Here is an 11,702-nt window from a genome sequence, read left to right as displayed (position 1 = left end):
TGGGCCGAGGGTGGGGACAGCCTCAGTGCAGCGAGGCGAACTCGGCGACGAGGCCGTAGGTGTCGTCGAGGTCGTCGAGGTCGTCGAGGGAGGTGTCGACCAGGGCCGCCATCCCAGGGTCGGCCGGTCCCGCTTCCCCTCCTCTTACGACTCGGGCTGCTCGAAGAGTTCGGCCGTGGTGGTGGCCGTGGCGGCGCGGGTCAGCCAGGTGGTGAGGGTGTCGTGGTCGTCGCAGGAGGTGATGCGGTCGCGGGCTTCGTCGCTGATGTCGACGCCACGGCCGCCGAGGACGACCAGGAGGGCTTCGGCGAGGCCTTCGGTCAGGCCTTCGGCGCGCAGGGCCTGGGCCGTCCGGGACTGGAAGATGGAGAGGTCGACGGCCATGAGATGCCTCCAGAGGTCCGCGGCCGGCGTCTTGCCCAGGCCTTGTTCGGTGAGCTCGATGTAGATGCTCGCGGTGTCTTCGTCGTCGGCCTGCAGGCCCTTCAGGGCGGCTGCCAGTGCTTTCAGTATGGCATCGGACTCCGGGGCACGGCTGTGCAGCGCGGAGGACAGCACCGCGAGGGAGATGTCCTTGGCGGCTGCTTCCGGCGTGTCGATGACGGGCACGACGTCCGGGCCCAGGACGAGCGGGCGCAGGGTGAGGGTGGGCCACTGCGGGGGCCCGAGGCTGACCTGTCGTGCCGCCCAGGCGGCCGTGTGCCTGTCCTGGCAGACGACCAGCAGCACCGCCGGCATCTTGTACTTGGCGTAGAGATACGCCAGGTAGTAGGCCCAGCTGGCGGGCTTGCCGGGGTCCCGACCTCCCTGCGCCTCCACGGCGAGGAGGAAGCTGCCGTCTTTCACCGTGTCGAGGCGGAGGAGGGTGTCCACCCGGCGTTCCAGGGGGTGGTTCTCCGTCAGGTCCGTGGGAAACGGTGAAGCCGAGACCGGATCGCTGAACGAGACACCGAGCGCCCTTACGGCTCGGGGGAAGAGCCCCGGATCCTGTTGGAAGATCCGGTGCATCGCTTCGTGCGGGGAGCTGACCATGAGGGGGAATCGGGGCCTCTCGTCGTAGTCGTACGGGCCTGGCTGGTCAGGCCGTTCTCTGCAGTGGTCGGTGGGTGCGGCAGTCTCGGCAGCGGCCGGGTTGTGCCGCGCGGAACGGGCGGTCGCAGCCGTCGCAGTCCTGGAAGGGGAGCGGACGCGGCGGGGCGGGCGGTGGTGGCGGTGGCAGGTACTCCGTGAGGCGGTGGGCCAGGAGGCCCGCCGGGTGGCGGAGCGGCTCGGCCGGGAGGCAGGACGTGAGGGTGCGGCGTACGGCATCGGGCGAAGCCCCGCGTTCCAGCCAGGCGTCGACGGCCGGGGCGAGCCGTCGTACCTCGCGTTCGGGGAGGAGCAGGCGGGGGTCGTCGTGGTGGAGGCGGGAGAGGAGGGTGGTGGCCGTGCGCTGCGGATCGGGCGTGCTGCGCGTGGGTTCTGGCAGAGGCGGCTTCGCCGGGCGGGGCGCCGGCGCCGGTGCCGGGGGATGTGTCCGGTCTGGGCGGGGCGCCCGATCCGGGCGGGGTGCCGGGGCCGTTGGCGGTGACGTTGGCGGCGTAAGCTCTCGTCCCTCCTCCGCCCCCGGCGGCCGGTTGTACGACACGGTCCGCGAGACCACCCGGCCGCTCGGCAGCCGCTCGCGTGTCCGGGACAGGTAGCCGTGGGCCTCCAGTTCGCGCAGCGCCGTCGCGATCCGTACCTCACCCTCCGGGAAACGCCCGGTCAGCGACTTGATGTCCACGCGGGCGCCGGTCGGCAGCGACTGGATGTGGCCGGCGAGGCCGATCGCGGTGAGGGAGAGTTCGCGGTGCTGGAGGAGGCGGTTGTCGACCACCGTGTACCGCGTGGTGAGCCGGACGTTGACGTGGGTCACCCCGTACGAGGGGTTCGACCCGGGAACGGCTGACCGGGCGCGCGAGGGCGCGCTAGTGTGCTGTGCATCCATCGGGAAGGTTGTGTCTTCCTAGGTGGTCAGGCCCTCGATCGGGATCGCTAGTCCCGGCCGGGGGCCGTCGTATGTGCGCGGGTGACCATCTGTCGCTCTCGCGATCACCCGGTGTTGTCGCGGCGAGCATATGCCGGGCAACCGGCACCGAATCCAGCCCAGTTGGCCATGTTCACTCCGGAGGGTGACGGGCGGCGGCGGGGAGGCGGGTGGGGTTGGGGAGGGGGATTTCCCTGGGTTTCTTGACTACTTGGCGGCGGGCGTCACCGTCTCGCGGCGGGCCGCGTGACGGTCAGTTCGGCCCAGACGGTCTTGCGGGGGCGGGGCCCGAGGGAGACGCCCCAGCGGTCGGCGAGGGCCTCGACGATCACCAGTCCGCGACCGTTCTCGTCCTCCCCGGAGGGGAGTTGCAGGCGCGGGTGGCGCTCCTCGCAGGTGTCCGTCACCTCGATGCGGACCGTGTTCCCGACGACGTACATCAACAGCCGGAAACCACGGCCCGCCGTCCGCCCGTGCGTCGCCGCGTTGGCCGCCAGTTCCGCGACGACGTGCGCCGCGTCCTCCGACGGCAGCCCCCAGGAGCGCAGTTGCTCGGTCGCCAGCAGCCGCGCCAGCCGGGCTCCTCTGCGTGTGGGTGACAGCAGCACGCTGAAGTTGCGGATCGGGCAGTCGAGGGGGGTGGAGATTTCCTGGTTCACGTCACTCAGCGTGGCCGCCTGTGCCTACCGTGAACAGTGACGGAGTCGTTGCGTACGGTCACTGTCCGCTGCTTGTCCGGTGCTGTCCGGGCTGTCGGACACGGTCGTACGGGTAGGGCGTCGTCGAGGCACGGTCGTACGACGGAGGGGTGCGGGATGAGCGTGGACGGCGCGGTGGGGCGGCTCAGGAGCGAGGCGGACGAGCCGGGTTGGGAGGTGGATCCCGATGACGAGTGGGGCGTCGCGGTCATCGCGACCGTCGGGCGGCAGCTGAAGCTGCGGCGGGAGGCGGTGGGGATGCGGGCCGCCGAGTTCGGGGAGGCGGTCGGGTACGGGGAGGACATGGTCTACAAGATCGAGGGTGGCAAGCGGATTCCCCGGCCGGAGTATCTGGACAGGGCGGACGAGGTGCTGGGAGCGGGTGGGCTGCTCTCGGCGATGAAGGAGGACGTGGGGCGGGTCCGGTACCCCAAGAAGGTGCGTGACCTGGCGCAGCTGGAGGCGAGGGCGGTGGAGCTCCAGCTCTACGACCCGCTCCACATCCACGGGTTGTTGCAGACCCCCGCATACGCGCGGGGGCTGCTCCTGATGCGTCGCCCGGCGTACACCGGGGACGAGGTGGAGCGGTTCATCGCCGCGCGCGTGGCCCGTAAGGCCGTCTTCGAGCGGGACCCGGCTCCCGAACTCAGCTTCGTCCTGGAGGAGTGGACGCTTCGGCGTCCGCTCGGCGGGCGGACGGTGCTCCGTCAGCAGCTGGAACACCTGCTGGAGGCCGCGCAGTTGCGGAACGTCGAGCTCCAGGTGATGCCGATGGACCGTGAGGAGCACGCGGGGGTCGACGGCGGAATCGAGGTGCTGAAGTCCGAGGACGGCTCGGCGGTGGGGCGTTCGCCGGCAGTGGCCAACGGCCGACCGGTGTCCGATGCGAAGCAGCTCCGTATCCTTGAACTGCGGTACGGCATCATCCGGGCGCAGGCGCTCACGCCACGTGAGTCGACGGCCTTCATCGAACAACTGCTGGGGGAGACATGATCCGCAGGACCTCGGCCGAGGACGCCTCCGGCCTGACGTGGTTCAAGAGCAGCTACAGCAGTGGCAGTGAAGGCGACTCCTGCGTCGAAGTCGCCCTCAGCCCTGCCACCGTCCACGTCCGCGACTCCAAGAACACCGCGACCCCCTCCCGCGGCCCCCACCTCGCCTTCCCGTCCGCCACCTGGACGGCCTTCCTCTCCCACGCGGCCGCCGCCGGCGAGTGAGGTACGCCCGCGAGCTGTTCGCACCCCTCGGAGCGGTCGTGGCCGTGGGTGCGCTGAACGCCACCGGCACCTGGTCGTTCGCGGACGTCTCGGTCGGCGCGTTCCTGGCGGGCAGGCGGCAGCAGTGGGACCGGCTCTTCGCCGAGGTCTGCGCGCTCTGCGCCTTCGACCGCGACCAGGCGTCGGCGATCGCCGACGAGATGGCCTACTTCCGCGACTACGACCTGTCCGCGCCGCTCCTCGTCCTCTGGTCCGCCGGAGTGACGGGGGTCGAGAGCCTGCACGACCCGTCCCCGTCGGTCGTACGCCGTATGTGCCGCATGGCCGCCGACCTCCAACTGACCGAGTTCCTGGACATGCTGGTGGGGGTGGCCCTCGACGCGGGTACGGACGCTGCTACCGGCGCACCCCAGGTCATCGAGATCCTCACCGCCGCCTGCGACCTGGCGGACCCGGCCGGAAACGTCACCCCGCACCACGTCCACCGCATGTGGCGAGTCGCCCGGCTGCCGTCGGTGCTCCGCCCGGACTCGTCCACTGCGGACCAGGTCAAGGCGGGGCTCCGGTCGTACGACGGGATGCTGGAGGAGCTGCTCGACGGCGGCCCGCCGGAGCGCGGCTACCGCTATGTCGGCCCCGCCGAACTCGCCGTCACGGCACGGCGGTCCACGGGCCCCGGCACCCCGATCGCCTCCGTGGCCGACTTCGAGGCGTGGGCCGGACGGCAGGCACCGGCGGAGCTGGCGGAGCCGTTCACGTACGTCGTCGGTCTCGACGGGCTGCTGCGACTGGCCCCTCGCCGGAGCGAGCACGTGGCCTGCGCGGGCGGCGCGGCCGTGCTCGGCGCCGGGGAGATCACCTTCGTACGCGAGGCGGGGGAGTGGGCGGTCGGCGAGGTCAGCAACCAGTCGACGGGCTACTGCCCCGACGTCACGTCGTGGACCGCCGTGGCCCGCGCACTCGACGGCATCCCGCTCCGCCGCCCCGCCGCCTTCACCCACGAGGTGGTGTTCCGCCGCTGCCCGGCCTGCGCGGAGCACAACATCGTCCGGGAGGCCGACTTCGTCTGCGTCTTCTGCGGCGGTGAACTGCCGCGGGCGTGGAACATGGCCGACGCCGGCCGTTCAGACGGCCGGTGAGGCGTCGAAGCGGACCTCCGCCGCCGGAGCCACGGTGACCGACCGCCCCGCGTACCGGATGACCGAGAAGATCGCGTTGTGGTGGGCGACCTGCTCCAGGCACGCCTCGCCGTCGTGGGCGTCCCTCAGCATGGCGCGCTGCATGTCGATGACGAGCAGTGCGGTGTCCTGCATGCCATCAGGCTGTCCCCGGAGAAGGCGGGCTACTCCGCCTTGTTCCCGCCGCCGCCCGTTGGCTGCTGCGGGCCCTCCTGCCGTACCGCGTCCTTCGCCTTCTTCGCGAGGTCGTCGTCCAGCTTCTTGAACTCGCGGACGACGGTGTCGGACATGTCGGCGAGCGAATCGATCTGCTTGGTGATGTCCTCGCGGCCGTCGTGCCAGTTGGACTCGAAGTCGTCGAGGGCGTCGTAGACGGTTCCGCTGCCGACGTCGTCCTTGTAGGACTCGAACATCTTCTTGGTGTGGTTGAGGCGTTCCTTGATGGAGCGCAGCTTGCGGCCGTAGTCCTCAAGCTCGCTCAGCGGTATGGCGAGATCGCTCTTTCCGTTGCCCACGTGACCGTCCCCCGTTCGCGCGTCTCGTAGTCTGGGCCGCACCGTATATCAGATCATCGGGGGAGGGGTGGCGTACAGCATGGCCCGCTACATGGAGACGCTGACCATCGAGCGCGGCGGTTTCCGGATCAAGGTGCCGGAGTCGTGGTGGGAGTTCGACGTGCGGCCGGAGTCGCGGGACGACTCGATCCGGCGGATGGTGAACGAGCGGATCGCCCAGCACCCGGAGCTGGCGCAGTACCGGGACACGTACGTCGGCTTCCTGCGCAAGTCCGCGGCCGACGCCTGGAAGTCGGGCGCGATGTACTGCGGCTGCATGGCGGAGAGCTTCGGCGGCGACACCCCGATCACCGGCTCGGTCACGGTGTCGCTGGTCGGCGGCCGTACGCGCGACGGCTCCCCTCTCTCCAACAACCCCGCCGCCATCGCCGCCCAGCTCGCCCCCAAGGAGGCCCACCGGGAGGGCGACTCCTGGCGCAAGGTGACGACCGTCGACATCCCCGGCGTCGGCCCCGCCGCCCGCACCTACGGCATCGAGGACATCCCGGTCCCCGAGGACAGCCTGGGCCGCACGATCCGCGCGGTCCTCATGCAGACGTTCATCCCGGTCCCCGGCCAGGAGGGCAAGGTCGCCCTGGTCGCCGGCAGCAGCCAGGTCCTCGACCTCGCCGACTCCTTCTTCGACATCTTCGACGCGATCACGTCGACGTTCCGGTTCGCGGACTGAGGGGAACGGACTCGCCAGCTGGGGCCGCGGCGCCCGTCCGCTGCGGTCAGGACATCACCCTGTCCCGCAGGAACCGGGCGCCCTCGGCGGAGCCGGCCATGGGCAGGTCCCCGGCGGTGATCAGACCGACCTGGGCGAGCACGGCTGCCTGGTCCCAGTAGATCCGCTCGCTCGCCATCAGGCCGTCCCGGAACTTCACGACCACCACCAGCGCCACATCCACGGTACGTCCGGTCGCGGCCAGCCCCGGCAGCAGGAACGGGATCTCCTGATCGTGCGTCATCCGCATGACGATCTCCTCGACGAGGAAATCGCCGCCCACCGACCGGTCCGCCGTCTCCACGGTGGTGTTCTGCGGAATGCCGGGAATGAAGACGTCGCGGTAGTAATCCCGAAGGTGGTCCTTGCCGAAGCCGCCGCTCATCGTCGGCAGATGCATCACGCTGGCGTCATCGACCATGGTGGACACCGCCAGGTCGGCGTCCCTGACGACGAACTCGTACTCCGTGTGCCGCTCCCACAGCGCGACCATGTCCTCTTGCTTCATGCGGCTCCTTCCGGGATCGGTCCCGGTCGGCCAACGAGCACCACCACGAACGGGATGCGGCCGTGCCGCCGGGCTTCACCTCGAACGGCCGTTCCTTGTAAGTTCGCGTGTGCACAGGTTTGTTGACGGGGCGTACGCGACGGGGGTTGCGGGATCATGGCGGGGTACCGACCGGCGGACTGGCATCCACTCGACCTGGACCGGGACCCGACCCCGGGCGACCCGCAGCGCGTGCGCACCCTGGCCACGCAGCTGCACGCCTTCGCCGACGACGTCTCCGACGCGCTCGGCCTGGTCAAGGGCATGGCCGGCGAGGACACCCTGCTGCAGTGGGCGGGGAAGTCGGCGGAGGTGTTCAAGGAGCAGTTCAAGGACGTCCCGAAGAACCTGAAGAAGCTGAAGAAGTCCTACGAGCTGTGCGGTGACGCCCTCGCGGACTACTGGCCCAAGCTGGAGCGCGCCCAGGCGCTGGCCGACAAGGCCCTGGCCAAGGCAAAGGACGCCCAGAGCGATCTCTCCTCGGCCAAGTCCCGGCTCTCCTCCGCCGACTCGTGGGTGACGCGGGCGACGAAGGAAGCCGACAAGTACAAGGACGACCCCACCGGCAGCAAGTCCGACGCCGACAAGCCCGACGAGGGCAAGGTCCGGGCTGCCACCCGGGACGTGCAGAGCGCCAAGTCCGCGCACACCCAGGCCCAGTCGGACGTCACCACCGCCCAGAGCGCCCTCGACGCCGCGAAGAAGATGGCCGAGGACGCCCGGAAGATGCGCGACGACGCAGCCGGTGAGGCGAAGCGGAAGATCGACGAGGCCTCGGATGCCGGGATCCCGAACCGGCACTGGTGGCAGGACGTCGGGCACTGGTTCGAGGACAACTGGGACACCATCGTCACGGTCTGCAAGGTCGTCGTCGCGGTCGTCGGGATCATCGCGATGATCATCGGCGGGCCCATCCTCGGCGCGATCGTCCTGGTCGCCGCACTCGTCGTCCTCGCCGACACCCTCTACAAATACTCACAAGGCCAGGCATCCCTGTGGGACGTGGCGTTCGCGGCGCTGGACTGCATACCCGGCGGGAAGGGCATCACCAGCCTCGGCAAACTCGCCAAGGGCATGCGGGGACTTGGCAAACTGGGGCTCAAGGGCATGGCCGAGGCCGTGCGTGGGCTCGGAACTCGTGGCCTGACCAGTCTGCGCTCCGGGATGACGGATCTGGTCGCCAGAGGCAAGGCACTTGCAGGGCGCTGCCCGGGCGGCGATCCGATCGACCTGGTGTCGGGCGAGATGCTCATGGTCGCTTCAGATGTGACGTTGCCGGGCATCCTGCCGCTCGAAGTCAAACGGACTCATTTGTCCACCTACAACTACGGCAGGTGGTTCGGTCCGTCCTGGGCATCAACGCTCGACGAACGACTGGAGATGGACGACCAGGGGATCGCCTTCGCCTCGGACGACGGAATGCTGCTCGCCTACCCCCGTCCAACGCCTGGTGATCCCGTGTATCCGCTGGAAGGGCCCCGCTGGCCGTTGGAGTGGGACGGAAAACCCGGCGGGCCGATGACCATCATGGATCCGGAGACCGGGGTCACCCGCGTGTTCCAGCCGGACGATGCGCCGGGTGCCGACGGCAGCACGGTGTTCTCCCTGCACAGCCGGAGCGACCGCAACGGACATCGCCTCGACATCGAGTACTCGGCTGCCGGGGAGCCGGTGGCCCTGCACCACAGCGGGGGGTACCGCGTCGCGATCGAAACGGAGGCCGGGCGCATCGCATCGCTGCGACTGGCGGAAGCGATCGGCTCGGACGACGCGACTCTGGTGCGCTACGCCTACCGTGACGGTGACCTGGTCCATGTGTACAACTCCTCCGGCCTGCCCTTCCGGTATGCCTATGACGACCGGGGGAGGATCACCAGGTGGGAGGACCGGTGCGGTTCCTGGTACGAGTTCGAGTACGACGAAGAGGACCGCTGCGTACGCGGCGCGGGTGCGGACGGATTCCTCGACTGCCGGCTCACGTACGACCGTGATGCGCGCCGGACCGTGTACTCCGACTCGTCCGGACAGGCCACCGTGCACGAGTACAACGAGCGGCTGCAGCGTACGGCGGTCATCGATGCGCTCGGGAACATCACGCGATACGAATGGGATCGCCGGGACCGGCTGGTGGGGCATACCGACGCGTTGGGCAACAGCACCCGTTATGCCTACGACGCGGCCGGAAACCTGGTCAACATCACGAGCGCCGACGGCACCACCGCTCGGGCCGAGTTCAATGAGCAGCACCTTCCGACGCTGACCGAGGCCGCCGACGGTTCCTGCTGGTCCTACGCCTACGACGACCGTGGCAACCGCACCTCGGTCACCACTCCACTCGCGGAGACGACCCGGTTCGCCTATGACGGCAAGGGAGCGCTGACCGAGATCACCGATCCGGCCGGAGCGGTCACAAGGGTCGAGACCGATGCACGTGGGCTTCCCGTGAAGTCGGTCGACCCCCTCGGCGGCACCGTGCAGCACACCCGGGACGCTTTCGGCCGGGTCTCCGAGATCCGCGACGCTCTGGGCAATGTGACCCGCCTGACCTGGAACGTCGAGGGCAAGCCCCTGTCGCGGACCACGCCCGACGGCGGCAGGGAGGTCTGGGAGTGGGACGCCGAGGGGCGTCTCGTGCGCCACACGGATTCCGCCGGCTCCGTCACTCGTTTCGGGTACACCCATTTCGATCTTCCTGCCTGGCGGTCCGATGCCGACGGCGGGCAGCGGCATTTCCGCTACGACACAGAACTCAGACTGGTAGGCGTCACGAACGAGCAGGGCCTCGCGTGGGAGTACCGATTCGGCACCACGGGGCTCCTGGAGTCGGAGACCGACTTCAACGGCCGCACGCTGATCTATTCGTACGATGCCGCCGGCCGACTCGCCCGGCGCACGAATGGCGCCGGGCAGGTCACGTCCTACGAGCGTGACGCGGTGGGCAGGGTCGTCGGAAAGCGCACCGCGGAATCCTCGACGACGTACTCCTACACGTCGAGCGGACAGGTGTACCGGGCCCGATGCGGCGATGTCGTCGTGGAGGCGGAGCGCGATCGGCTCGGACGGGTACTGAGCGAGACGACCAACGGCCGAACCATCAGTCACGCCTATGACCGACTGGGCCGCCGCACGGTGCGCAGGACGCCGTCCGGAGCGGAGAGCCGGTGGGAGTACTCGAAGCGGAGTCTGCCGTCGAGGCTTTCTAGCGCCGGCCACGAGATCGTCTTCCGGCACGACGAAGATGGCAAAGAGGTGGTCCGGGACTTCGGCGATTCCCTCCGCATGGAGCGTCACTGGGACGAATGCCGCCGCATGACGTCCCATGTGCTGCGGGTACCTGACGGTCACGGCCTCGGCGCCGAGAGCCCGGTCGTCAGCCGTCGCGACTATGTGTACGGAATCGGTGACCGACTGACCGAAACACGCGACCTCCACGGTGGTCGGCAGCAGTTCCGGCACGACGAGCGCGGTCGCGTCGTGGCGGTCGACGGTGACTCCTGGCAAGAACGCTACGCGTACGACGCCGCGGGCAACCCGACGTCCTCGTCCTCGTCACTCACGGGCCGAGCGGACGGAGAGCAGGCCCGGCACACGTATGCCGGGAACCAGGTCCGTCGAGCGGGCAGGAGGTCGTACACGTACGACGGCCAGGGCCGGGTCAACCGACTGGTACAGCGGACACTGTCCGGGGGCCGCCGGGCGTGGTCGTTCAGCTGGGACGCGGACGACCGGCTCACCGGCATGACCGGCCCCGACGGTCGTCGCTGGAGCTATGACTACGACCCGTTCGGACGCCGCACGGAGAAGCGGTGCCACGCCGAGGACGGGCAGGTCATCGAGCGGACCGCGTTCACCTGGGACGGCCAGCGCCTGGCCGAGCAGTCCCGCTGGAGCGACGCGGGCGAGCACACGGTCACGTGGGAGTACGAACCAGGTACGCACCGACCGATGGCACAGGCGGAGCGGACGCGGTCGCGCGAGCTGCCGCAGGACGAAGTCGACGAGCGGTTCTTCGCCATCGTCACGGACGTCGTCGGCACGCCTGTCGAACTGATCGGTCTCGACGGCGCGGTGCGGTGGCGGGGCAGATCCGGTCTCTGGGGCGACGAAGACGCCCCCGACACGGCCGTGTCGGGCGGGCTGTCGTGCCCGCTCCGCTTCCCCGGGCAGTACGCGGACGAGGAAAGCGGCCTCCACTACAACTTCCACCGCTACTACGACCCGCACAGTGTCCGCTTTCTGACCCCCGACCCGCTCGGGCTCCAGGCAGGGCCCGACCACTACGCCTACGTCTCCAATCCCCATCTCTGGGTGGATCCGCTCGGCCTGCAGCGGTGCCCGACGTTCGTGGGCATCCAGTGGATGACCGACAAAATGCTGCAACGCGTTTCATTCCGCTACCAACGGTTCGTCACGCACACGGACTACGAGCAGGTGTGGCGCCTCGGAGACGGTCGGGAGGTGCACGTGGACGGTGGTCCCACCGCGGACGGCTTCATCGTCGAGGCGAAGTGGACCGGTGGTGACCATCCGGGTGAGTGGGCGGCGTCTCAGTACAATCCTGCGCATCGTCACTACGACGAGGACCGGATCACCAGTCAGGCCGAGAAGCTCCTGGCGCTGAACGAAGGACTGGGCGGCAAGGGGGTGCGGTATGCCACCTCCTACCCGGAAGGAGCCGAGCACCTCCGGGATCTTTTCAGCAGCAAGTTCCCAGACGAATTCGCCGATGGAAGGCTGAACGTCTTCCACGTGCCGGGAAACGGAATGGATTAG

The 11,702-nt window shown here is 69.3% G+C and carries 11 protein-coding genes; 5 read left to right on the top strand and 6 right to left on the bottom strand.

Going from position 1 to position 11,702, the window contains the following annotated elements:
• Window positions 1-144: 144 nt before the first annotated feature.
• The 3 genes from ACIQVL_RS14330 to ACIQVL_RS14320 all read right to left on the bottom strand — a co-directional run bounded on the left by ACIQVL_RS14330 (window position 145) and on the right by ACIQVL_RS14320 (window position 2,667).
• Complete coding sequence (locus ACIQVL_RS14330) at window positions 145-1,032, bottom strand: hypothetical protein (protein ID WP_403475432.1); 888 nt, start codon at window positions 1,030-1,032, stop codon at window positions 145-147.
• Window positions 1,033-1,078: 46 nt separating this feature from the next.
• Complete coding sequence (locus tag ACIQVL_RS14325) at window positions 1,079-1,897, bottom strand: helix-turn-helix domain-containing protein (protein WP_403475431.1); 819 nt, start codon at window positions 1,895-1,897, stop codon at window positions 1,079-1,081.
• A gap of 335 nt (window positions 1,898-2,232) precedes the next feature.
• Window positions 2,233-2,667, bottom strand: coding sequence for an ATP-binding protein (locus ACIQVL_RS14320; protein ID WP_403433985.1), 435 nt, complete (start codon window positions 2,665-2,667; stop codon window positions 2,233-2,235).
• A 156-nt stretch (window positions 2,668-2,823) separates the two neighbouring features.
• Here ACIQVL_RS14320 and ACIQVL_RS14315 point away from each other — a divergent pair, with 156 nt between their 5' ends.
• From ACIQVL_RS14315 to ACIQVL_RS14305, 3 genes are all read left to right on the top strand, one after another.
• Window positions 2,824-3,699: a helix-turn-helix domain-containing protein gene (locus ACIQVL_RS14315; protein WP_403433987.1), complete on the top strand. Its 876-nt coding sequence runs from the start codon at window positions 2,824-2,826 to the stop codon at window positions 3,697-3,699.
• Window positions 3,696-3,923: a DUF397 domain-containing protein gene (locus ACIQVL_RS14310; RefSeq protein WP_403433990.1), complete on the top strand. Its 228-nt coding sequence runs from the start codon at window positions 3,696-3,698 to the stop codon at window positions 3,921-3,923. The genes ACIQVL_RS14315 and ACIQVL_RS14310 overlap by 4 nt, the downstream gene beginning before the upstream one ends.
• 578 nt (window positions 3,924-4,501) lie before the next feature.
• The gene (locus ACIQVL_RS14305; RefSeq protein WP_403434239.1) at window positions 4,502-5,062 is read left to right on the top strand and encodes a hypothetical protein; all 561 of its coding nucleotides are present in this window, start codon (window positions 4,502-4,504) and stop codon (window positions 5,060-5,062) included.
• Here the strand turns inward: ACIQVL_RS14305 and ACIQVL_RS14300 are convergent.
• A complete protein-coding gene (locus ACIQVL_RS14300) occupies window positions 5,048-5,236 on the bottom strand; it encodes a hypothetical protein (protein WP_403475430.1) in 189 nt (62 codons plus the stop codon). The genes ACIQVL_RS14305 and ACIQVL_RS14300 overlap by 15 nt on opposite strands.
• 29 nt (window positions 5,237-5,265) lie before the next feature.
• Window positions 5,266-5,616: a hypothetical protein gene (locus tag ACIQVL_RS14295; protein WP_403475429.1), complete on the bottom strand. Its 351-nt coding sequence runs from the start codon at window positions 5,614-5,616 to the stop codon at window positions 5,266-5,268.
• 79 nt (window positions 5,617-5,695) lie between these two features.
• On the opposite strand from ACIQVL_RS14295, the gene ACIQVL_RS14290 reads away from it, so the two are divergent.
• The gene (locus ACIQVL_RS14290) at window positions 5,696-6,343 is read left to right on the top strand and encodes a hypothetical protein (protein ID WP_403434241.1); all 648 of its coding nucleotides are present in this window, start codon (window positions 5,696-5,698) and stop codon (window positions 6,341-6,343) included.
• A 46-nt stretch (window positions 6,344-6,389) separates the two neighbouring features.
• On the opposite strand, the gene ACIQVL_RS14285 is transcribed toward ACIQVL_RS14290, so the two are convergent.
• Window positions 6,390-6,890 (bottom strand): nuclear transport factor 2 family protein, encoded by a 501-nt coding sequence (locus tag ACIQVL_RS14285; RefSeq protein WP_403433995.1) that lies wholly within the window; start codon window positions 6,888-6,890, stop codon window positions 6,390-6,392.
• A gap of 156 nt (window positions 6,891-7,046) precedes the next feature.
• Between ACIQVL_RS14285 and ACIQVL_RS14280 the strand changes: the two genes are divergently transcribed.
• Window positions 7,047-11,702, top strand: coding sequence for an RHS repeat-associated core domain-containing protein (locus tag ACIQVL_RS14280; RefSeq protein WP_403475428.1), 4,656 nt, complete (start codon window positions 7,047-7,049; stop codon window positions 11,700-11,702).

It is taken from the genome of Streptomyces sp. NPDC090499 (assembly GCF_044769305.1).
Lineage (GTDB): Bacteria > Actinomycetota > Actinomycetes > Streptomycetales > Streptomycetaceae > Streptomyces.
This window is presented reverse-complemented; position numbering and strand designations above follow the sequence as displayed.

What these genes read in the sequence shown, in the direction of transcription:
- ACIQVL_RS14315 (WP_403433987.1), top strand. Translation starts at nt 2,824, where the DNA reads ATGAGCGTGGACGGCGCGGTGGGGCGGCTCAGGAGCGAGGCGGACGAG.
- ACIQVL_RS14280 (WP_403475428.1), top strand. Translation starts at nt 7,047, where the DNA reads ATGGCGGGGTACCGACCGGCGGACTGGCATCCACTCGACCTGGACCGG.
- ACIQVL_RS14305 (WP_403434239.1), top strand. Translation starts at nt 4,502, where the DNA reads ATGCTGGAGGAGCTGCTCGACGGCGGCCCGCCGGAGCGCGGCTACCGC.
- ACIQVL_RS14285 (WP_403433995.1), bottom strand. Translation starts at nt 6,890, where the DNA reads ATGAAGCAAGAGGACATGGTCGCGCTGTGGGAGCGGCACACGGAGTAC.
- ACIQVL_RS14290 (WP_403434241.1), top strand. Translation starts at nt 5,696, where the DNA reads ATGGCCCGCTACATGGAGACGCTGACCATCGAGCGCGGCGGTTTCCGG.
- ACIQVL_RS14310 (WP_403433990.1), top strand. Translation starts at nt 3,696, where the DNA reads ATGATCCGCAGGACCTCGGCCGAGGACGCCTCCGGCCTGACGTGGTTC.
- ACIQVL_RS14300 (WP_403475430.1), bottom strand. Translation starts at nt 5,236, where the DNA reads ATGCAGGACACCGCACTGCTCGTCATCGACATGCAGCGCGCCATGCTG.
- ACIQVL_RS14330 (WP_403475432.1), bottom strand. Translation starts at nt 1,032, where the DNA reads ATGGTCAGCTCCCCGCACGAAGCGATGCACCGGATCTTCCAACAGGAT.